This window comes from Mycobacterium sp. ZZG (assembly GCF_054786995.1).
Map to the genome: position 1 here is coordinate 41,651 of NZ_JBTBFV010000018.1, position 20,996 is coordinate 62,646.

At 68.6% G+C, this 20,996-nt stretch carries 23 protein-coding genes; 11 read left to right on the forward strand and 12 right to left on the reverse strand.

Annotated features, from left to right (window positions below; genetic code table 11):
• The first annotated feature begins 172 nt into the window (after positions 1-172).
• Genes secY through ACXMYJ_RS12850 form a run of 6 tightly spaced genes read left to right on the forward strand, consistent with a single transcriptional unit; the run spans position 173 to position 4,560 of the window.
• A complete protein-coding gene (secY, locus tag ACXMYJ_RS12825; RefSeq protein ID WP_260757332.1) occupies positions 173-1,510 on the forward strand; it encodes a preprotein translocase subunit SecY in 1,338 nt (445 codons plus the stop codon).
• Complete coding sequence (locus tag ACXMYJ_RS12830; protein ID WP_260757333.1) at positions 1,507-2,052, forward strand: adenylate kinase; 546 nt, start codon at positions 1,507-1,509, stop codon at positions 2,050-2,052. The genes secY and ACXMYJ_RS12830 overlap by 4 nt, the downstream gene beginning before the upstream one ends.
• Positions 2,053-2,850 carry a type I methionyl aminopeptidase gene (gene map / locus ACXMYJ_RS12835; protein ID WP_260757334.1) on the forward strand — a complete coding sequence of 266 codons (798 nt, stop codon included), beginning with the start codon at positions 2,053-2,055 and terminating at the stop codon, positions 2,848-2,850.
• A 52-nt stretch (positions 2,851-2,902) separates the two neighbouring features.
• Positions 2,903-3,412, forward strand: a complete 510-nt coding sequence (locus ACXMYJ_RS12840) for a sigma-70 family RNA polymerase sigma factor (RefSeq protein WP_460356612.1) — start codon at positions 2,903-2,905, stop codon at positions 3,410-3,412.
• Positions 3,412-4,032 (forward strand): zf-HC2 domain-containing protein, encoded by a 621-nt coding sequence (locus ACXMYJ_RS12845; RefSeq protein ID WP_460356615.1) that lies wholly within the window; start codon positions 3,412-3,414, stop codon positions 4,030-4,032. Before ACXMYJ_RS12840 ends, ACXMYJ_RS12845 begins: the two co-directional genes overlap by 1 nt.
• A gap of 30 nt (positions 4,033-4,062) precedes the next feature.
• Entirely contained in the window at positions 4,063-4,560 is a 498-nt protein-coding gene (locus ACXMYJ_RS12850; protein WP_443188093.1) for a MarR family winged helix-turn-helix transcriptional regulator, read from the forward strand.
• Positions 4,561-4,569: 9 nt separating this feature from the next.
• Here the strand turns inward: ACXMYJ_RS12850 and ACXMYJ_RS12855 are convergent, their stop codons facing one another.
• On the reverse strand, positions 4,570-5,793 hold the full coding sequence (locus tag ACXMYJ_RS12855; protein ID WP_443188092.1) for a GAF domain-containing sensor histidine kinase: 1,224 nt from the start codon (positions 5,791-5,793) through the stop codon (positions 4,570-4,572).
• On the reverse strand, positions 5,790-6,449 hold the full coding sequence (locus tag ACXMYJ_RS12860) for a response regulator (RefSeq protein ID WP_260757340.1): 660 nt from the start codon (positions 6,447-6,449) through the stop codon (positions 5,790-5,792). Before ACXMYJ_RS12860 ends, ACXMYJ_RS12855 begins: the two co-directional genes overlap by 4 nt.
• Positions 6,450-6,554: 105 nt before the next feature.
• On the opposite strand from ACXMYJ_RS12860, the gene ACXMYJ_RS12865 reads away from it, so the two are divergent.
• Positions 6,555-7,313 (forward strand): HAD family hydrolase, encoded by a 759-nt coding sequence (locus tag ACXMYJ_RS12865; protein WP_460356619.1) that lies wholly within the window; start codon positions 6,555-6,557, stop codon positions 7,311-7,313.
• A gap of 13 nt (positions 7,314-7,326) precedes the next feature.
• Here ACXMYJ_RS12865 and mmsB read toward each other — a convergent pair whose 3' ends face one another.
• From mmsB to ACXMYJ_RS12880, 3 genes are read right to left on the reverse strand one after another with little or no spacing between them, the layout of a single operon-like run.
• On the reverse strand, positions 7,327-8,199 hold the full coding sequence (mmsB, locus tag ACXMYJ_RS12870) for a 3-hydroxyisobutyrate dehydrogenase (RefSeq protein WP_460356622.1): 873 nt from the start codon (positions 8,197-8,199) through the stop codon (positions 7,327-7,329).
• An 18-nt stretch (positions 8,200-8,217) separates the two neighbouring features.
• A complete protein-coding gene (locus ACXMYJ_RS12875; protein ID WP_460356625.1) occupies positions 8,218-9,381 on the reverse strand; it encodes an acyl-CoA dehydrogenase family protein in 1,164 nt (387 codons plus the stop codon).
• An 8-nt stretch (positions 9,382-9,389) separates the two neighbouring features.
• The gene (locus ACXMYJ_RS12880; RefSeq protein WP_460356627.1) at positions 9,390-10,925 is read right to left on the reverse strand and encodes a CoA-acylating methylmalonate-semialdehyde dehydrogenase; all 1,536 of its coding nucleotides are present in this window, start codon (positions 10,923-10,925) and stop codon (positions 9,390-9,392) included.
• Between the two features lie 76 nt (positions 10,926-11,001).
• Between ACXMYJ_RS12880 and ACXMYJ_RS12885 the strand changes: the two genes are divergently transcribed.
• A complete protein-coding gene (locus ACXMYJ_RS12885; RefSeq protein WP_460356629.1) occupies positions 11,002-11,742 on the forward strand; it encodes a hypothetical protein in 741 nt (246 codons plus the stop codon).
• Here ACXMYJ_RS12885 and ACXMYJ_RS12890 read toward each other — a convergent pair.
• Positions 11,727-12,353 (reverse strand): dTDP-4-dehydrorhamnose 3,5-epimerase family protein, encoded by a 627-nt coding sequence (locus tag ACXMYJ_RS12890; RefSeq protein ID WP_460356632.1) that lies wholly within the window; start codon positions 12,351-12,353, stop codon positions 11,727-11,729. The two genes, ACXMYJ_RS12885 and ACXMYJ_RS12890, sit on opposite strands and share 16 nt — an antisense overlap.
• On the reverse strand, positions 12,350-13,357 hold the full coding sequence (rfbB, locus tag ACXMYJ_RS12895) for a dTDP-glucose 4,6-dehydratase (protein WP_460356634.1): 1,008 nt from the start codon (positions 13,355-13,357) through the stop codon (positions 12,350-12,352). Before rfbB ends, ACXMYJ_RS12890 begins: the two co-directional genes overlap by 4 nt.
• A gap of 90 nt (positions 13,358-13,447) precedes the next feature.
• Here rfbB and ACXMYJ_RS12900 point away from each other — a divergent pair, with 90 nt between their 5' ends.
• The gene (locus ACXMYJ_RS12900; protein ID WP_260757349.1) at positions 13,448-14,125 is read left to right on the forward strand and encodes an LpqN/LpqT family lipoprotein; all 678 of its coding nucleotides are present in this window, start codon (positions 13,448-13,450) and stop codon (positions 14,123-14,125) included.
• A 3-nt stretch (positions 14,126-14,128) separates the two neighbouring features.
• On the opposite strand, the gene ACXMYJ_RS12905 is transcribed toward ACXMYJ_RS12900, so the two are convergent.
• The 4 genes from ACXMYJ_RS12905 to ACXMYJ_RS12920 form a co-directional block, all read right to left on the reverse strand.
• Entirely contained in the window at positions 14,129-14,986 is an 858-nt protein-coding gene (locus ACXMYJ_RS12905; RefSeq protein ID WP_260757350.1) for an LLM class F420-dependent oxidoreductase, read from the reverse strand.
• Positions 14,987-14,989: 3 nt separating this feature from the next.
• Complete coding sequence (locus ACXMYJ_RS12910) at positions 14,990-15,151, reverse strand: hypothetical protein (protein ID WP_443188084.1); 162 nt, start codon at positions 15,149-15,151, stop codon at positions 14,990-14,992.
• A gap of 91 nt (positions 15,152-15,242) precedes the next feature.
• Positions 15,243-16,721 carry an ATP-binding protein gene (locus ACXMYJ_RS12915; protein WP_443188083.1) on the reverse strand — a complete coding sequence of 493 codons (1,479 nt, stop codon included), beginning with the start codon at positions 16,719-16,721 and terminating at the stop codon, positions 15,243-15,245.
• Between the two features lie 84 nt (positions 16,722-16,805).
• Positions 16,806-18,470, reverse strand: coding sequence for an NAD(P)/FAD-dependent oxidoreductase (locus ACXMYJ_RS12920; protein WP_443188082.1), 1,665 nt, complete (start codon positions 18,468-18,470; stop codon positions 16,806-16,808).
• Between the two features lie 157 nt (positions 18,471-18,627).
• Here ACXMYJ_RS12920 and ACXMYJ_RS12925 point away from each other — a divergent pair, with 157 nt between their 5' ends.
• A complete protein-coding gene (locus ACXMYJ_RS12925; RefSeq protein ID WP_443188123.1) occupies positions 18,628-19,479 on the forward strand; it encodes a universal stress protein in 852 nt (283 codons plus the stop codon).
• Here ACXMYJ_RS12925 and ACXMYJ_RS12930 read toward each other — a convergent pair whose 3' ends face one another.
• On the reverse strand, positions 19,480-20,151 hold the full coding sequence (locus ACXMYJ_RS12930) for a hypothetical protein (protein WP_443188081.1): 672 nt from the start codon (positions 20,149-20,151) through the stop codon (positions 19,480-19,482).
• A 160-nt stretch (positions 20,152-20,311) separates the two neighbouring features.
• Here ACXMYJ_RS12930 and ACXMYJ_RS12935 point away from each other — a divergent pair, with 160 nt between their 5' ends.
• Positions 20,312-20,977: an SRPBCC family protein gene (locus tag ACXMYJ_RS12935; RefSeq protein WP_260757354.1), complete on the forward strand. Its 666-nt coding sequence runs from the start codon at positions 20,312-20,314 to the stop codon at positions 20,975-20,977.
• The last annotated feature ends 19 nt before the right edge of the window (positions 20,978-20,996 follow it).

Here is a 20,996-nt window from a genome sequence, read left to right on the forward strand (position 1 = left end):
GCCGGATTCGGGGCAACCAACCTGCAACTGTTAGTCTCGTAGACTGTTTGAACGCGTGACTTGCGCAGGCTGTTCTGCCTGCTCGTGCCGTCGCGCCCACGCCTTAACCACGACGCTGGTTCCGCCAGCCACATGAGCACGCCGAGATCGACCGGCCGTGCAGGAGGAAAGAGTGCTCTCGGCTTTCATCTCATCACTGCGGACAGTCGATCTGAGGCGAAAGATCCTGTTCACGCTCGGCATCGTGATCCTCTACCGGGTCGGCGCCTCGGTGCCGTCGCCGGGGGTGAACTACCCGAACGTGCAGCAGTGCATCGCCCAGGTCAGCGGCGGCGAGTCCGGACAGATCTACTCGCTGATCAACCTGTTCTCCGGCGGCGCGCTGCTGCAGCTGTCGGTGTTCGCGGTGGGCATCATGCCCTACATCACCGCGAGCATCATCGTGCAGCTGCTCGGCGTGGTGATCCCGCGCTTCGAGCAGCTGCGCAAAGAGGGGCAGGCAGGCCAGACGAAGCTCACTCAGTACACCCGCTACCTCGCGATCGCGCTGGCGATCCTGCAGGCGACCAGCATCGTGGCGCTGGCCGCCAACGGCGGGCTGCTGCAGGGTTGTGCGCTCGACATCATCGAGGGGCAGAGCGAGGGCCTCAACATCGGCACCCTGGCCGTCATCGTCATCGTGATGACCGCCGGCGCGGCGCTGGTCATGTGGATGGGCGAGCTCGTCACCGAGCGCGGCGTCGGCAACGGCATGTCGCTGATCATCTTCGCCAGCATCGCGGCGTCGATCCCGGGTGAGGGCAAGAACATCTTGGACAGCCGCGGTGGCATGGTCTTCACGCTGGTGTGTCTCGCGGCCGTCGCGATCGTCGTCGGCGTGGTCTTCGTCGAGCAGGGTCAACGCCGTATCCCGGTCCAGTACGCCAAGCGCATGGTGGGCCGCAAGATGTACGGCGGCACGTCGACCTACCTGCCGTTGAAGGTCAACCAGGCCGGCGTCATCCCGGTCATCTTCGCGTCGTCGCTGATCTACATCCCGCACCTGATCACCCAGCTGATCACCAGCGCCAGCGACACCCCGAGCACCGGGTGGTGGCAGACCTTCGTCGCCGAATACCTGACCGACCCGAGCAGCCCGGTCTACATAGCGATCTACTTCGGCCTGATCGTGTTCTTCACCTACTTCTACGTCTCGATCACGTTCAACCCCGAGGAACGCGCCGACGAGATGAAGAAGTACGGCGGCTTCATCCCCGGCATCCGCCCGGGCAAGCCGACCGCCGACTACCTGCGGTTCGTGCTGTCTCGCATCACGCTGCCGGGCTCGATTTACCTCGGCATCATCGCCGTGCTGCCGAACCTGTTCCTTGAGATCGGCAACACCGGTTCGGTGCAGAACCTGCCGTTCGGCGGTACCGCCGTCCTCATCGCCGTGGGCGTCGCGCTCGACACCGTCAAGCAAATCGAAAGCCAGCTCATGCAGCGCAACTATGAAGGGTTCCTCAAGTGAGAATCGTGTTGTTGGGACCGCCCGGCGCGGGCAAGGGTACGCAGGCCGCGAAGCTGGCGGAGAAGCTCGGCATCCCGCACATCTCGACCGGCGATCTGTTCCGTCACAACATCAGCAACAACACCGAGCTGGGCATCGAGGCCAAGAAGTATCTCGACGCCGGCGATCTGGTCCCCGCCACGCTCACCAACGCGCTGGTCGACGACCGCCTCGACGACGAGGACGCCAAGCAAGGCTTCATCCTCGACGGCTTCCCGCGCTCGGTGGAGCAGGCCAAGGCCCTCGCCGAGATGCTGGAGAAGCGCGGCCAGGCGCTCGACGCGGTGGTCGAGTTCCGGGTCCCGGAGGAGGAACTGGTCTCCCGTCTGAAGGGCCGCGGTCGCGCCGACGACACCGAGGACGTGATCCGCAACCGGTTCAAGGTCTACCGGGACGAGACCGCGCCGCTGCTGGACTACTACTCCGCCGACCTCAAGACCGTCGACGCCGTCGGCGAGCTCGACAAGGTCTTCGAGCGGGCGCTCACCGCGCTCGGCCGCTGAATGGTCTCCATTCCCGGGCTCCGCAGCCGCAAGGTCGTTCCCCAGCGCACCGCCGGTGAGCTGGACGCGATGGCCGCCGCCGGCGCGCTGGTCGCCGCCGCCCTGCGCGCGGTGCGGGCCGCGGCCGCGCCGGGCGTGTCCACGCTCGAGCTCGACGCCGTCGCCGAATCGGTGATCCGGGACGGCGGAGGTGTTCCGTCCTTTCTCGGCTACCACGGCTTCCCGGCGTCGATCTGCGCGTCGGTGAACGACCGCGTGGTGCATGGCATCCCGACCGCTGACGAGAAGCTGGCGGCCGGGGATCTGGTGTCGATCGACTGCGGCGCCATCCTCGACGGCTGGCACGGCGACTCGGCGGTCACGTTCGGCGTCGGCGACGTCATCGCCGTCGACGATGCGCTGTCGGCCGCCACCCGGGAATCCATGGAGGCCGGCATCGCCGCCATGGTGCCGGGCAACCGGCTGACCGACGTTTCGCACGCGATCGAGCAGGGCACCCGGGCCGCGGCGAAGCGGCACGGCCGCACGTTCGGCATCGTCGCCGGTTACGGCGGCCACGGCATCGGCCGCGAGATGCACATGGACCCGTTTTTGCCCAATGAGGGGTCACCGGGCCGCGGTCCGTACCTGGCCCCGGGCTCGGTGCTGGCCATCGAGCCGATGCTCACCCTCGGGACGAGCAAGACGATCGTGCTCGACGACGGCTGGACCGTCGTCACCGCCGACGGCTCCCGCGCGGCACACTGGGAGCACACTGTCGCGGTCACCGACGACGGACCGAGGATTCTGACCGCCTGAGACCGGTCTGAACCGATCGTCCTCCGCCGTCGTGTCGTAGACGGAGGACGTGATGGACGATCCGGCGACGATGCGGGCGCTCTACGACGAGCATGCGGCCGCGCTCTGGAGTTACGCGCTGCGGCTGACCGGTGATCGGGCCAGGGCCGAGGACATCGTGCAGGAGACGCTGCTGAGGGCGTGGCGCCACCCCGAGGTCACCGCCGACGCCGACCGCTCGGCGCGGGCCTGGCTGTTCACCGTCGCGCGCAACATGATCATCGACGAACACCGCAGCGCCCGGTCCCGTCACGAGACCGGGATGCCCGACGTCGAGTATGTCGCCGACCGGGCCTCACCCGACGAGTCGGACACCACGCTGAACCGGATGCTGCTGCGCACCGCTCTGGGCAGTCTGTCCGACGAACACCGGGCCGTCGTGCGGCGGGCCTACTACCAGGGCTGGACCACGGGACAGATCGCCGCGGACCTGAGGATCCCGGAGGGCACCGTGAAGTCCCGGCTGCACTACGCGGTCCGCGCGCTGCGGCTCGGACTGCAGGAGATGGGGGTGACGCCGTGATGCAGGACCGCTACCTGACGTGGGACGCCGCGTATGTGCTCGGCGCGCTCGACGGTGACGAACGCCGCGAGTACGAACATCACCTGGCCGGCTGCCGGCACTGCCGCTCGGCGGTCACCGAGATCACCGACATGCCGCAGATGCTGGCCGTGCTGGCGGCCGACGACGTCGACACGATCGAGCGCGCCGGTGCGCGGCGCCGCCGCGCCCGGTGGCTCACCACGGCCGCGGTCGGGGTGGCCGCCGCGGCGCTGGCCGTGGCCCTGGTGCTCGTGATCCGGCCGCCGTCTGATCAGCCCGTCGCGCAGATGCAGGAGATGACCAAGCTCGCCGAGACGCCGATCAACGCCAGCATCGCGCTCGAAGGCTACGGCTGGGGTACGCGCATCGACATGGCCTGTTCGTACGGGGACTGGGGACGCCGGGACGCGCCCCCGCAGAACCTCGGCATGGTGGTGATCGGCCACGACGGCAGCCGCAGCGAGATCGCCACGTGGCTGGGCGTCTCGGGCGCCACCGCGCTGCCCAGCGCCACCACCCCGATGCCCATGACGCAGATCGCGGCCGTGCAGCTGGTGTCGGCGCCGGACGGAAAGGTGCTGCTGGAACGGCGGCTGTGAACCGGTGCGGGCCGTGCGGTAAGAAGAGGCGTGGCATCCGAACGGCGCGACCCGATCGCCACCGCGCGCGCGAACTGGGAACGCTCCGGGTGGGGGGACGTCGCCGACGGCATGGTTGCGGTCACCTCAGTGATGCGGGCCCATCAGATCCTGCTGGCCCGGGTGGAGACCGCGCTGCGGCCCTACGACCTGAGTTTCTCGCGGTTCGAGCTGCTGCGCCTGCTGGCCTTCAGCCGCACCGGCGCGCTGCCGATCACCAAGGCCTCCGACCGGCTGCAGGTGCACGTCACCAGCGTCACGCACGCGATCCGCCGGCTGGAGGCCGACGGTCTGGTCGAACGCGTGCCGCACCCGACCGACGGCCGCACCACGCTGGTGCGGATCACCGAGCTGGGCCGCTCGACGGTCGAGGATGCGACGGTGACGCTGAACAACGACGTGTTCGCCGACATCGGTATCTCGGCTGAACAGTCCCGGACGCTGGCCGAGGCGATCCAGACACTGCGCCACAGCGCCGGCGACTTCTGACGCGTCAGCTCACGTCCGGTCGGTGTCCGCGGCCGGGTGGGTGACCGGCGGCAGCGGGATCGTCGCGGTGACGGTGGTGCCCGAGCCGGGCCGGGAGCGGATGTTGAGCCGGCCGCCGACGATCTCCGCGCGCTCGGCCATCGACAACAGCCCGTAACCACCCATCTCGTCACTGCCCAACGGATGTTCGAAGGTGTCGAAACCGACTCCGTCGTCGGCGATCTCGAGCCTGGCTGTGTTGTCGTCGACCCGGAACACCAGCCGTGCCAGCGAGGCGTCGGCGTGCTTGACGACATTCTGCAGGCATTCCTGCGCGATGCGGTACAGGGCCAGCTCGATGTGGTCGGGGAGGCGGGTGTCGTCGAGGTCGACGTCGATCGTGATCTGCGGGATCGAGCGGGCCAGGCTGGCCAGCCCGCCGGAGAGCCCGAGGTCGTCGAGCACCGGCGGCCGCAACCCGCTGATCGCGGCGCGGGCTTCCTGCAGCGTCAGCTCGGCGAGCTCCCGGGCCCGGTCCAGCTGCTCGTGCAGGGCGTCCCGATCGCCCGGTGATCTCGCGGCCTGAGCGGCGGCGTCGAGGCGGTAGGACAGCGTGACCAGGCGCTGGGAGATGCCGTCGTGGATGTCGCCGGCGAGCCTGCGGCGCTCCAGTTCCTGCGCCTCGATCACCTGCTCGACGAAGTTCTCGTGCGCACGCTCGCGCGCCACCAGCTGCCGGTGCAGCCGGGCCTGGTGCATCGCACCCGCGATCAGGCGACCGATGACCAGCAGCAGTTCCACATCGCGGTCGCCGAAGTCGCGCTCGGCCACGGTGTGCACGTTGAGCACGCCGACCAGTCCGCCCGGGTCGGTCTCCATCGGCACCGACACCATCGAGGTGAAATCGCGGCCGCGCAGCGACTGGAACGGCAGGTAGCGAGGGTCGGACTCCTTGTCCTTCTTGATCACCACCGGCTGCCGGTTGCCGGCTACCCAACCCGAAATACCCTGTCCCAGTGGCAATCTGATCTTGCCGACCTCCGAGTCGAACGGCGGGGTGGCGCCGGCCAGCGTCAGCGAGCGCTCGGTGTCGTCGAGCACGTGCACGAAACACACGTCGGAGTCGGTGGCCGCGGTGATCATCCTGGCCGCCGCGGCGGCCAGCGGCTCGACGCCGGGACCGCTGGATGCGGCCCTGATGAGTTCGCGCAGCAGCGCGAGCTCGCGGTCGGCGGTCAGCAGTGGCCGGGTCATTGGTAGATGCCTTCCCGCAGCGCGGTGGCCACGGCGCCGGTGCGGTCGGACACGCCGAGCTTGCGGTAGATGGAGCTCAGGTGGGTCTTGACGGTTTCGTCGCCGATGATGAGCCTGGCGGCGATGGCGCGGTTGGACAGTCCGTTGACCACCAGTGCCAGGATCTCGCTCTCCCGCTGGGTCAGACCGTGCCGGGCGCCGGGCCAGAATTCGTCGCGCTGCATCCGGGCCGCGGTGTCGGCGGCCCGGGCCGCCATGCTCGGGTCGATCGCGGTCTGGCCGCCGTGCACGTACTCGAGCTGTTTGACCAGCTCCTCGCTGCTGATGCTCTTGAGCAGGTAGCCCGATGCGCCGACCCGCAGCGCCTGGTACAGGTACTGCTCGTCGTCGTAGACCGACAGCATCACCACCTTGCGGCCGGGGTCGCGCTCGCGCAGCTGCTGGCACACGTCCAGCCCGCTGGAGCCCTGCATGCGCACATCGCAGAGCACGATGTCGGGGTCCAGGCCGGCGACCACGCCCAGCACGTGGTCTGCGCCCACCGCCTGGCCGACCACGGTGACCCGGTCGCTGAACGCGGCGAGCATGGCCTTGAGGCCCTCGATGACCATCTCGTGGTCGTCGACCAGCACGATGCGCACCGGATCGGCAGCCATGGCCCCCACCTTAGAGGCGCGCCGGCGGGTCGCTGCCCAACTTGGCCCGGACAATCCCCCGCGCGGGGGAGGCGGATCAGGTGTGACGTGCGCCACGATCTGATCGTGCAATCGACAGAGCAGAGAGCATGGCGGGCCGGCCGATTCTGGTGGGACTGGCCCCAGCCCAGCGGCGCCCCGGCCCAGCCGATGAAGATGCTGCGCGCGGTGATCTTCGATCTCGACGCGCTCGCCGACATCGAGGACGCCGGTCACCGGCCCGCCTTCAACAAGGCGTTCGCCGAGCTCGGATTGGACATCGAGTGGACCTCCGCGCGCTACCGGCAACTGCAGGCGCTGCCCGACGAACGTCGCCGCGTGGCCGCCGAACTGCGCAAGCGGGGCGTGATGACCGAAAGCGACGTGCTCGCCGAGCTGCTGGTCGACGAGATCTGCGCGACGAAGGCGATGATTCTCGACGAGACGGTGCTCGACGCCGACATCGCGGTGCGGCCCGGGATGGCGGAGCTCATCGCCGAGGCCTACGGCGCCGGCATCGGTGTCGGGCTGATCGGCACCGGCAGTCACACCTGGGTCGAGCCACTGGTGCGGCAACTCGTCGGCGACGGCGTGGTAACCACGGTCGTCACCACCGACGACGCGCCGCGAGGTGAGCTGTACGCGGTCGCACTGGCCGAACTCGGCGCCCCGGCGCAGGACTGCCTTGCGTTCGCGGGTTCGCCGGAGAGCCGACGGGCAGCCGCGGCCACCGGCATCGCGACGGTTCTGATCGACAGCGACGCCGCGGCGCCGCGGTGCGTCGGCGACTGTCAGCGCCTGCACGACTCGTGGAACGACACGCACCGCAGCCCGACGGCCGCCTAGATTTCGCGCGGGCTCAGCCGCGCAGCATCTCGATGACCGCGCTGAAGTCCTTGTCGGCGTGGTCGGTGTTGAACTGCTCGTAGATCTCGGCGGCGTGGGTGCCCAGCGGCGCCGACGCCCCGGTCGAGTTCACCGCGGCCATCGCCAGTCCGAGGTCCTTGTTCATCAGCGCCGTCGCGAAGCCCGGCTTGAAGTCGTTGTTCGCCGGTGAAGTCGGAACCGGTCCCGGCACCGGGCAGTTGGTGTGCACGGCCCAGCAGTTGCCGGTGGCGCCGGTGATCACGTCGAACAGCGACTGGGCGGGCAGACCGAGCTTCTCGGCGAGCACGAACGCCTCGCCGATCGCGATCTGCTGCACGGCGAGGACCATGTTGTTGCACAGCTTCGCGGCCTGCCCGGCGCCCGAGGCGCCGCAGTGGATGATCTTGCCCGCCATGGGCTCCAGCACCGGCTTGGCGCGCTCGAACGCGTCGTTCTCGCCGCCGACCATGAACGCCAGCGTGCCCGCCGTGGCGCCCTTGATGCCGCCGGAGACCGGCGCGTCGATCTGGGACAGTCCACTGCCGGTCGCCTGGGTATGGATGGCGCGGGCGTCGTCGACCGAGATCGTGGACGTGTCGATCAGCAGGGCGCCCGCCTTGGCCGCCGGCACCACCTCGTCATACACGGTCTTGACGATGGTGCCGTTGGGCAGCGACGTGATCACCACGTCGGCGTCGGCGACCGCGGCCGCGGCGCTGTCGAAAACGCTCGCGCCCTTGGCTTTTGCCGCCGCCTTCAGCTCGTCGACCAGGTCGAAGGCGTGCACGGCGTGCCCGGCCGCCACAAGGTTCGCCGCCATCGGGCCGCCCATGTTGCCCAGGCCCAGGAACGCGATCGTCGTCATAGAGTCTGACCTCTCTTGTCAGGAAGCGCGGGCACGGGCAGCGGCGGACCGCCCGATCACCACGCGCATGATTTCGTTGGTGCCCTCCAGGATGCGATGCACCCGCAGATCGCGCACGATCTTCTCCAGCCCGTATTCGCGCAGGTAGCCGTAGCCGCCGTGCAGTTGCAGGGCCTGGTCGGCGACATCGAAGCAGGCGTCGGTGACATAGCGTTTGGCCATCGCGCACAACTCGACGCGCTCCGGGTGCTCGTTGTCCAAAGCCGTTGCCGCGCGCCACAACAACGCCCGTGACGTCTCCAGCGCGGTGGCCATGTCGGCGAGCGTGAACCGGATGGTCGGCTCGTCGAGCAGGGACCCGCCGAACGCCTGCCGGTCGGCCAGGTACGCCACCGACTTGTCGTAGGCCGCCTGCGCGCCGCCCAGCGAGCAGGCCGCAATGTTGATGCGTCCGCCGTTGAGACCCTTCATCGCGATGCCGAACCCGGTGCCCTCACCCTCGGTTCCGCCGAGCAGAGCGTCGGCGGGCACCCGGGCGCCTTCGAAGATGACCTGCTTGGTGGGCTGGGCGTTCCAGCCCATCTTCACCTCGTCGGTGCCGAAGCTCAGGCCCGGGGTGTCCTTCGGAACCACGAACGTCGAGATGCCACGCGGTCCGTCATCGCCGGTGCGGGCCATCACCACGTAGACCTCGGAGGTGCCCGCACCCGAGATGAACTGCTTCACCCCGTCCAGGACGAAATCCGACCCAGAGCGAACCGCCCTGGTGCGCAAGGCGCTTGCATCCGATCCGGCGCCCGGTTCGGTCAGGCAGTAACTGGCGATCGTCTCCATGGACGCCATCCGTGGCACCCATTCCTTGCGCTGCTCCTCGGTGCCGAAGCTGTCGACCATCCACGCGCACATGTTGTGGATCGACAGGAACGCCGCGACGGTCGGATCGGCGGTCGCCAGCTTCTCGAAGATGCGTACCGCGTCGATACGCCGCAGCTCGCTGCCGCCCACGTCGTCGCGGCAGTAGATCGCCGCCATGCCGAGTTCGGCGGCCTCGCGCAGCACGTCGGTGGGGAAGTGGTGCGTTTCGTCCCACTCCAGCGCGTGCGGTGCCAGCCGCTTCTCCGCGAACGCGGCCGCCGTCTCGACGATGACGCGTTCGTCCTCGTCCATGCCGAAATAGTCCATTTCCGAATCTATTTCATGGTGGGGATGACGAATTCGGCGCCATCCTTGATGCCCGACGGCCACCGCTCGGTGACGGTCTTGACCTTGGTGTAGAACTGGATCGACGCCGGCCCGTGCTGGTTGAGGTCGCCGAAGCCGGACCGCTTCCAGCCGCCGAAGGTGTGGTAGGCCACCGGGACCGGGATCGGCACGTTCACCCCGACCATGCCGACCTGGACCTTGGACACGAAGTCACGGGCGGCGTCACCGTCGCGGGTGAAGATCGCCACGCCGTTGCCGTACTCGTGCTTGGTCGGCAGGCTCAGCGCTTCTTCGTAGTCCTTGGCGCGCACGATGCACAGCACCGGCCCGAAGATCTCGTCGGTGTAGATCGACATGTCGGTGGTGACGTGGTCGAACAGGGTGGGGCCGATGAAGAAGCCCTTCTCCAGGCTCTGATCGTCAAAGGTCAGCTCGTCGGTGGCGCGCTCGCGCCCGTCGACCACCAGCTCGGCGCCGGCCTCGACACCCTGACGGATGTAGTCACGTACGCGCTCGAGCGCAGCACCGGTGACCAGCGGTCCGTAGTCGGCCTTCGGATCGAGGCTGTGGCCGACCCGGAGCTGATTGACGCGCTCCACCAAGCGATTACGCAGACGGTTCGCGGTCTCTTCGCCGACGGGGACCGCGACGCTGATCGCCATGCAGCGCTCGCCGGCGCTGCCGTAGCCGGCGCCGATCAGCGCGTCGACGGCCTGGTCGAGATCGGCGTCGGGCATGATGATCATGTGGTTCTTCGCGCCGCCGAAGCACTGGGAACGCTTTCCGTGCGCTGCGGCGGTCGAGTAGATGTAGTGCGCGATGTCGGAGCTGCCGACGAAGCCGACGGCCTGGATGTCGGGGTGGGTCAGGATCGCGTCGACCGCTTCCTTGTCGCCCTGGACCACCTGGAAGACACCGGCGGGCAGCCCGGCCTCTCCGAACAGCTCGGCCAGGCGCACCGGCACCGAGGGGTCCCGCTCGGAAGGCTTGAGGATGAACGCGTTTCCGCATGCGAGCGCCGGGCCGGCCTTCCACAGCGGGATCATGGCGGGGAAGTTGAACGGCGTGATTCCGGCGACGACCCCGAGCGGCTGTCGGATGGAGTAGACGTCGATGCCGCTGCCGGCGTTCTCGGTGAACTCACCCTTGAGCAGGTGCGGGATGCCGATCGCGAACTCGATGACCTCGATACCGCGCTGGATGTCGCCCTTGGAGTCGGCGACCGTCTTGCCGTGCTCGATGGAGAGCAGTTCTGCCAATTCCTCGATGTTGGCGTGGACCAGCTCGATGAACTTCATCATCACGCGGGCGCGGCGCTGCGGGTTCCAGGCGGCCCATTCCTTCTGGGCCTCCACGGCCGAGGCGACGGCGGTGTCGACGTCGGCCTTGCTGGCCAGCAGGACCTGCGCCTGAACCTCGCCGGTGCTCGGGTTCAGCACGCCGGCCGTACGAGTGGACGAGAGCTCGCTGCGCTTCCCGTCGATGAAATGAGGGATACGGGTATCCGCTGTCTGTGTGGTCATGGTGAAGCCTTCCGCGTAGATACTTGGATATCCTAGTAATCGTGACCGCGCTTGGCAAGAGGCTTACAGTGCGACTGTGGGGGCGGTGAACGTGCTGTGGACGGCGGGCTGGGACTCCACGTTTCGAGTCGCCGATCTGCTCGTGAACGGGAATGCGGTGGTGCAGCCCTGGTATGCCGTCGACCGCTACCGGCGCTCCACCGGAACCGAACTCGCCACGCAGGACGTCATCCGCGCCCGGCTCGCCGAGCGCGATCCCGCGGCGGCGCGACGGCTGCTCCCGGTCAGGGTGGTCGAGGTCGAGGAGATCCCCCCGGCTCGGGCCATCACCGCCGCGTTCCGGCAGTTGCGCGAGCAGCGGTTCCTCGGTGAACAGTACGAATGGCTGGCACGCCTGGCCGAGCATCAGCAGCTCACGCTGGAGTTGAGCATCCACCGCGACGACCGTGCCCACGATTTCCTGGCCGCGGACGTCACGGAGGCCGGGGGCTCCTACCAGCTGGTGCGCCATCCGGGCGATCCTGCACTGGAGATGTTCCGCCGCTTCCGGTTCCCGTTGTTCGACACCACCAAGGTGCAGATGGACGACGCGGCGCGCCGCAGCGGATTCTCCGACCTGATGGAGCTGACGTGGTTCTGCCACACGCCCGTGCGCGGCACGCCGTGCGGCTACTGCAACCCGTGCCGCTACACCATCGACGAGGGACTTGGGCGGCGAATCCCCAGGCGGACTGGGTGGCGCCGGATCGAAGTGGGTCTGTGGGACGCGGCGTGGCTGCTACGGCTGGCGAGCCGCCGCCGTCAACTCCGCTCCTGACGCAGTTCCGCGACGAATGCCTGCGCCTGCTCCCATGTCGGGAGCAGCCCGGCCGCGCGCGCCTGCTCGAGCGAAGGGGCGTCCCGGTCGCGGTCGGACAGGATCAGCTCGCCGGCCCAGCGGCCCGTCAGCCAGGACCGCCAGTCGATTCCCAGGGTCGGGTCCAGCGGGTCGACGGTGTGCTCGCGGACGGGGTCGTAGCCGGCCGAGCACAGGTAGCTCACCATCGAATCATCCTGCAGTGCAAGGAAAGCGTGTCCGAGTCCCTCGGAGAGATACACCGACCGGTGCGCGGTGTCGTCCAGCACGACCGCGTCCCACCGGCCGAAGGTGGGCGAGCCGACCCGGATGTCGACCACGACGTCGACGACGGCGCCCCGCATGCACGACACGTACTTGGCCTGACCCGGCGGCAACTGCGCGAAATGCACCCCGCGCAGCACCCCGGCCCGCGACACCGAGCAGTTGGCCTGCCGAAGGTCGAACCGGTGCCCGGTGATCGCGCTGAACCCGGGGTCGGTGAACCACTCGAAGAACGCCCCCCGCGCGTCGCTGTGCACCACGGGCGTGATCTCCCACGCGCCGGGGACGTCGAGCTCGCGCACGTTCACTGCCGTCGCTCCTCGTACGTTGCCTCCACAGCGTCTTTGAGTGGGCCCCACCAGGATTCGTTGTCGCGGTACCACTCGATGGTGTCGCGCAGCCCGCATTCGAAGTCGGTGTGCTCCGGTCGCCAGCCGAGTTCGTCCCGAAGAGGGGTTGGGTCGATGGCATAGCGCAGGTCGTGGCCGGCCCGGTCGGTCACGTGGTCGAAGTCGTCGGGGGAGCGGCCCATCAGGCGCAGGATGGTCCGCATCACCGTCAGGTTGTCGCGTTCGCCGTCGGCGCCGATCAGGTAGGTGCGCCCGAGCGTCCCGTCGGTCAGGATCCGCCACACCGCGCTGTTGTGGTCGTCGACGTGGATCCAGTCACGCACGTTCGCCCCGGTGCCGTACAGCTTGGGACGCCGTCCGGTCAGCACGTTGGTGATCTGGCGCGGGATGAACTTCTCCACATGCTGATAGGGCCCGTAGTTGTTGGAGCAGTTCGACAGGGTCGCGGCCACCCGGTAGGACCGCACCCACGCGCGCACCAGCATGTCGGCCGCCGCCTTGGTCGACGAATAGGGGCTCGACGGGTTGTACGGGGTGGATTCGGTGAAGCGGGCCGGATCGTCGAGCGCCAGGTCCCCGTACACTTCGTCGGTCGAAATATGGTGCAGCCGTATCGGTCTCGTGGTGGATGCATGCCGGATGGCCTCCAGGACCGTGAAGGTGCCGAGCACATTCGAGTGCACGAACGGTTCCGGGTCGGCCAGGGCGTTGTCGACGTGCGTCTCGGCGGCGAAATGCACGACCGCATCGGCGTCGGCGACGAGTGTGCCGACCAGCGCGGCATCGGTGACATCGCCTTCGACGAGGCGGATCTCGGAGTCCACCCCGCGCAGCGACTCGCGGCTACCGGCATAGGTCAGCGAATCCAACACCGTCAGGCGTACGTCGGGACGCTGCCGCACAGCTCGGCGCACGAAATTGGCTCCGATGAATCCCGCGCCGCCGGTCACCAGCAACCGCATGGCCACCGAGCCTATCTACCGCAAATGACGCTGGCATCCACCGCCCTGTGTTCTCCTAGGACGGTGGGCCGTCAGCACAGGGGAGAGCACATGCGGATTTCGGCGACGGTGAGCGTTCTCGGCGCCCTCGCGGTGGTGATCGGCGTGGCCGGGTGCGGCTCCGGCGGCGACGGTGATGGCGGTGCGACCACCGACACGGCGGCCAGTTCGGCCTCCGAGACGAGTACCTCGGCCGCCGGCGGCCAGACCGTCGGCGACTACCTGACCGCCAACGGCGTCACCCAGACCATCGTCAAGGCCGGCGACCCCGGGGTGCCGGGCGTGGAGCTGCCCATGCCCGACGGCTGGGAACCGGTCACCGACGCCAGTGACGTGCCGCAGGACGTCTACGGCGCGATCTATCTGAGCGCGGGCAAGGGCACCCAGAACCCGCCGGCGATTCTGGCCCGGATGGCGCGGCTGGACGGCGGCACCTTTGACGTCGCCACGATTCTGGAGCTGGCCCCGAACGCGGTGACCCGTCTTCCCGGCTGGGACGGCCCGGTCACCGGCACGCCGAGCGAGCTGGGCGGCTTCCAGGCCACCGCGATCGCCGGGCAGGCCGACGTCGACGGCACACCGAACTTCGTGGCGCGCAAGACCGTGGTGATCCCCGGTCCCGAGAACACCTTCCTGCTGGCCCTTGACGCGCAGGGGCCGGTGGATCAGCGGCAGGCGCTGACGGATGCGATGGCCGTCATCGACGAGCGCACCACGATATCGCCGTAGCGCTCAGCGGGTCAGTTCCAGCGGGCCGGCCAGTTCCTCCAGGGTCGACAACAACTCGTTGTCGCCACCGAGCACCTGGATGGCGACGTGGTCCGCACCGGCGGCCAGGTGTTCGTTCAGCCGCGCGGCGATGTCCTCCGGCGACCCGTGCGCGACCACCGCGTCGATGAACCGGTCGCTGCCGGGCCGGGTCAGGTCCTCGTCGGTGAAGCCGAGCCGTTTCCAGTTGTTCAGGTAATTGGACAGCCCGAGATAGAAGTCCACGGCCTCCCGGCCGATCTCGCGGGCCTTCTCGGCGTCATTGGTCAGCACCACCTTGTGCTCCGGGGCGAGAAACACTCTGGGGCCCAGCAATTCGCGGGCCTGGCCGGTGTGCACGGGCGTGGTCAGGTAGGGGTGGGCGCCGGCGCTGCGCTGCGCGGCCAACTGCAGCACCTTCGGGCCCAGCGCGGCGATCACCCGCCTGCTGGTCGGCACCTTCGCGGCGTCCAGCTTGTCGAGGTAGTCGACCAGCGCCCGGTACGGCTTGGTGTACTCCTGGGTGTGCTCCGGGTGCCCCACCCCGACCCCGAGCAGGAACCGTCCCGGGAACGCGTTCTCGATCCGGTGATAGGACTCGGCCACCTCGTCGGCGTCGGCGGTCCAGATGTTCACGATGCCCGTCGCGACTTGAAGCGACTCCGTCTTCTCCAGGATCGGCTCGACGAACGCCAGGTCCGCCGCCGGTGACTTGCCGACCCACACCGCGCCGTACCCGAGCTTCTCGATCTCGACGGCCTGATCCGGCGACACCGGCGTACCGGTCCAGACGCCGAAGCGGCCCAGGGCGGGCTTCAGCGACGGGCCCTCACTTTCGGTCATGCTCTATCCCTTTCCTCGCAATCCGAGCGGCCCGGCGAGCTTGGCCAGTGCACGCACCAGCTTGTCGGGACCTGCATCCAGGTGCTCGCTGAGCCGGGCCGCGATGGAGTCGACGGAGCCGTAGGCCACGCCGTCCACCAGACGGTCACTACCCGGTTTCGCCACGTTCTGATCGGTGAGCGCATCGATCGGTCTACGTTACTCCTGATGTGACTCGCGGTGGCCGACGCCGAATCTGCCCAGCTCGGGCTTGATGTCACTCGTTGAGGGCGGCCTCTGCCGGGTTCCGCGGCGCCGGCGCCTGCCACGGCAGGGACACGATGAACCGGGTGTTGCCGGGAACGGATTCCACGGTCAGGTGGCCGTGGTGCTTCTCGACGACGATGCGCCAGGCCAGGTCCAGGCCCAGGCCGGTGCCCTCGCCGAACGGCTTGGTGGTGAAGAACGGGGTGAAGATCCGGTCGATGACGTCCTCCGGGATGCCCGGTCCGTCGTCGCAGATCTCGACGACCACGCCGGCGTCGCTGCTCTGGCGGTAGGTGCGGATGGTCAGCGTGCCGTGCCCGTCCATCGCCTGGATCGCGTTGTCGATGATGTTGGTCCACACCTGGTTGAGATCGCCTGGATAGCACTGCAATTCGGGCAGCGTGGGATCCTTGTCCCACACCAGCTTGACCGCATCGTCCTTGCCGACCTTGTCGCCGAAGATCGTCTTGATCGTGCTGTAGATCAGCTCGTGGACGTTGGCGCTCTGATATTCGGCGCGGTCCATCTGCGAGTACTGCTTGGCGCCGGCCAGCAGCGCCGAGATGCGCTTGCTGGCCTCGGCGATCTGGTTCATCAGCAACTCGTTGTCGATGGTGTACTTCAGCCAGCCGATCGCCCCGGGCAGCGTCGCCGAGCAGTCCACGTCGTCGATCGAGGACTCGACCCGCTCCAGCCAGTCGACGTCGAGACCTGCCTCCACGAACGTCGGCGCGTAATCCCAGGCCGCCGAGATGCCGTGCGCCTCCAGCCAATCGCCGATCTGATCCTCCCGGTCGGAGGTCTCCAACGCCGTGAGTTCCTGCGACTTTGACTTGGCGACCTGCTCAGCCACCTCGTCCTGGATGCTGACCAGCACCTTCAGCGCGGCCGGGGTGAACTTGCCGTCGGCGAGCATCGCGAGCTTGTGCCGCATCTTGCCGACCCCCTCACGCAGGTCGGCGACCGCGCGGGCGGTGGCTCCGGCCGGGTTGTTCAGCTGGTGGGTCAGCCCGGCCGACAGCTGCCCGAGCGCGAGCAGCTTCTCCCGCTGGCCGAGGATCTGGCGCTGCCGCAACCCGCCGACCATGTGGCCCTCCAGCAGATGCACCGCCATCGGGAATTCCTTCTGCATGAACTCGGCGAACGCCTCCGCGTCCAGCACGAAAAAGCGCGACGGCCGCGTCACCCGCACCGACGCCTGGTAGACGTGCTCCTCGCCGGGAATGTAGGCCGACCACGCGCCGCAGTAGACGCCGCGCTGCGAGGTCCGGTTGGTCTCGATGTCCACGCCGCCGGAGCGCTTCGACATCACCAGCTCACCGTCGATGAGCACGTAGAAGCAGGTCGCCGGGTCGCCCTCGGTGTGGACCGGCCCCGGCTCGAACGTCGCGATGTGGCCGTTGGCGCACAACGTCGCGAGCTGCTCATCGGTCAGCGCCTCGAACAGGAACAGGGTGCGCAGTTCCTCGGGCAGACACTTCTCACCCATGTGGATCCTTCCTACAGAGGCAGTGAAGTAATGAAACGCGGATCACCGGGCGTTGATTCCGCCCGCCTCAAGGTGGGCATGTGCTCATGTCTCGGCCAGGTAGCGGTGCACGAGCATGACCGCCATCGATCCCTCACCGACGGCCGCGGCGACCCGTTTGGCCGATTCGGCGCGGACGTCGCCGGCGACGAACACCCCGGGCACGCTGGACTCCAAGTGGTGCGGTGGCCGGTCCAGCGTCCAGCCGCTGACGTCGCGCAGGTCCGGCCCGGCCAGGATGAACCCGTGGTCGTCGCGCACCACGACCCCGTCGAGCCACTCGGTGCGCGGTTCGGCGCCGATGAAGATGAACATCCGTCCGCACGCGAAGTCCGCACGTTCACCGGTCTTGGTGTTCTCCAGGCAGATGCCCTCAAGGTGGCCGTCGCCTTTCACCGCGTGCACCACGGTGTAGGGCATCTCCCGAATGTTGTCCTGGGCCCGGATCTGCTGGATCAGGTAGTGCGACATCGAGTCTTCGAGCGTGCGCCTGCTGACGATCGTCACCGACTTCGCGGTGCGCGCCAGGTACATCGCGGCCTGGCCGGCCGAGTTCGCCCCGCCGATCACGTACACCTCGTCGTCGTCGCAGTCGGCGGCCACCGATGCCGTCGCGCCGTAGTAGACCCCGGCGCCGGTCAGGTCCTCGCAACCCTCGGCCGGTAGCTGCCGGTACTCCACCCCCATCGCCAGGATCACCGCGCGGGTGCCGATCGTGCGGCCGTCGGACAGGTGCACGGTGCGGGCGTTGCCGTCGACGTCGAGCCTGGTGACCTCGGCGGCGGTGATCAGCTCGGCGGAGAACTTCTCGGCCTGTCTGCGGGCCCGCTCGGCCAGCTGCGCGCCGGACAGCCCGTCGGGAAACCCGAGGTAGTTCTCGATGCGGGAGCTCTGGCCGGCCTGGCCGCCGGTGGCCGTGCGCTCGATGAGCACCGTCTTGAGCCCCTCCGACGCGCCGTAGACGGCGGCGGCCAGCCCCGCGGGCCCGCCGCCGATGACGACGATGTCGTAGAAATCCCCGGACGGGGTGGTCGTCAGGCCCAGCGTCGCCGCCAGCTCCGCGTCGGTCGGGTCGATCAGCGTCTCACCCTGCTCGGTGATCACCACCGGCAGCGTCAGCCCGTCCTGGCCCGCGGCCTCCAGCAGCGCCGCGCCCTTGGGCTCGTCGGAGCGGAACCAGGTGTAGTACAGGCGATTCCGGGCCAGGAACTCGCGAACCTCCGACGACCGCGCATTCCACGGATGCCCGATGATCTTGGTGTGCGAGATCGCCCGGTCCCCGGTGGAGCGCCACGCCTCGATCAGCGCGTCGATCACCGGGTACAGCTTCTCCTGCGGCGGGTCCCACGGTTTGAGTAGATAGTGGTCGAGGTCGACGACGTTGATCGCGTCGATCGCGGCATGGGTGTCGGCGTACGCGGTCAGCAGCACCCGCCTTGCCATCGGGAAGATGTCCATCGCCGCTTCGAGGAACTCGATGCCGCTCATCTGCGGCATCCGGTAGTCGGCGACGAAGACCGCCACCGTCTCGCCGCGCAGCTTCAGCTCGTTGAGGGTTTCCAGCGCGTCCGGCCCCGATTCCGCGCGCACGATGCGGAACTTCTCGCCGTAATGCCGGCGAAGGTCGCGGGCCACGGCGCGCGACACCGCGGGGTCGTCATCGACGGTCAGGATCACGGGCTTGCGGGGCTGGTGGTCAGGTCCGGTCATCGCATCAAGTATGCGCCGTCTGTCCAGCGCAAATCGGGTACGGGGCGACAGAGTCATACAGGGGCATTAAGTCCCTAGCGACGCGCGGCGCGGATTAATACGGTCGGTGCGGACGGTGTTGATGGCCGCAGCGACGACCGTGGCGGGGGAGGTGCGGATGCCGGTCAGCGTGATGGTCGGATACGACGGGTCACCGGCCGCGAATGCGGCCATCAACACCGGCGGGGTGCTGTTCCCAAACGCGCATGCGTGGGTGGCGCACATCTGGACGCCGCCGTTCGCCAGCACGAAACTGCGGCGGCGCCTGCGCGACGTCGCGCAATCCACCGACGAACTGGTCGAGTTGATCGAGCGTGAAGGGCTGCGCGAGGCCGAGGCGATCGCCACGACGGGGGTCGCGCTCGCCACAGCCGCCGAATGGGATGCCGAACCGATCGTCAAACGCACGATCGGTTCGGACGGACTGCGGCTGGCTCAACTGGCGGAGAAGCTGGACACCGACGTCATCATCGTCGGGGATCGCGGTCTTGAGCTCAGCGACGCCGTCCTCGGCGCCGTGTGCGACATGGTCGTGCATTACGCCACCGTTCCCGTGCTGGTGGTTCCGTACCCGCTGCTGGCCGAGGAGGTGGACGCGCTTTCCCACGGGCCCGTCGTTGTGGGCTACGACGGGTCGGCAGGCGCCGAGGCGGCCGTGGAGAGTGTCCGGCAGCTGTTCCCGGGCCGGCGGGTGATCCTGGCGGCCGCGCCCGACGAGGACGGGGCTGTGGCGCCCGGACCGGCGGCGCAGGGACTGGAGATGGTGCCTTTGAAGGAGCCCTCCGGCATCGGACGGTTACGCGAGCGCGCAGTCGCCGCCGAACTGCTCGCGTGCGCCCGCCGACACGACGCCGCCGTACTCGCCGTCGGTTCCCGCGGCCGGTCGGCGACGCGGGAGATCCTGCTGGGCAGCGTCGCTGTCGGGGTCGTGCACCGGTCGCAACGGCCGGTGCTGGTGGTGCACAACTGATCAGACCATGTGCGCGGGGACGCCGACGGCGATGTCGTGGCGGCGCGATCGTTCGGCACGCTGCCGGATACCGCGCATCATCTTCTGCTCCATCACGAAGTGCGGGATGTCGAACCAGAAGTGGCCGACCGCGCCACCGCTGCCGCGGGCCAGCAGCCGGGTCCGGCCGGCCTCGCGATGCAGGGTGAAAGACCAGCAGCCGGAGGCCTTTTCGCCGCGCCTGATCAGCTCGTAGTCGGCCGGGGACACGAGAACCAGGTGTGATCTCGGTTTCACGGCCGCCACGATCTGCCGGGCGTCCGGGCCGTACCTGCGGGCCAGCCACACCGTGTCCCCGACCTGCAGCTGCTGCCACTCGGGGTGGAGGGCGTCGGCGTTGTGCATGTCGGCGCCGGCTGCGCGTTCCAGCAGCGAGTAGCTGTAGAAGCCGGCCCGGTCTTCTCCGATCTGCACCAGCCACGGCCACACGTCGTGCCGCGGGGCCCGGATGGTCACCGCTCGGGTGGTCCGCGGTGTCTGCGGATCCACGAGTTCATCCCCGGGAAGCGTCGCGGCGACCTCGTCGGCGTCGGCGCCCCAGGTGTGGATCCACGGCCGCACATGCGCCCGGTACAGCGCCGCGACACCGATGGCCGCCAGGACATCTGCCAACAATGGTCGTTGCTTTCCCATACCCGGACGGTATGGCTGCGACGCCGGTCCGCGGTAGAGGCGAAAGTCAGCCGGAGCCAGGACCCATGGTCCCGTGGCGCCCTGGGCCGTTCGGTGGGCCCGAGCGCGCGAAGGACTACCGGCCCTAGTGCGCGACCGCCGTGCGCGCGAAGGTGAGGACATGGCGAACCGAATGGTCAAAGCCGCTGTGGCAGCAGCGGTGCTGTACGGCGCGCGGCGCTATTTCCGCGACTGGGGGACCACCAAGGAGGAGTCATCGGGCCGTCTCGCAGGTGACGAGTTGCTGGGTCCGCCGGTGCTGCAGGCCACCGAGGCGGTCTCGATCGATGCGCCTGCCGACGCGGTCTGGCCGTGGCTGGTGCAGATGGGTCAGGATCGCGGCGGGCTGTACAGCTTCGAAATGCTGGAGAACGCAGCGGGTTTGGACTACCACAACGCCGATACCATCCACCCCGAGTGGCAGCACCTGGCCGTCGGAGACTCCGTCCGGCTGGTGCCCAGAAAGTGGTTCGGTCTGGCCGACGGCGTGGAGATGACCGTCGCGCGGATCACCGCACCGCAGTCGATCGTGTTGCGGGCGGCGCCACCGAGGTTGCCGTGGGAGATGGTGTGGTCGTTTCAGCTGATCCCGCACCGGGACGACCACTGCCGGTTGCTGATCAGATCGCGTCTGGCACTGCGCCATCCGGGCGAGGTGGTGCTGGCCGAACTGATCGGGCCGGCGCGGGCGTTCGTCACCCGCGGCATCCTGCTCGGCGTCAAACGACGCGCGGAACGCAGCACGGTGGCGGCGACGGCGACGGCGACGGAGGACCTTCGGCCCTAACGTGCTGCGACGCCACGGC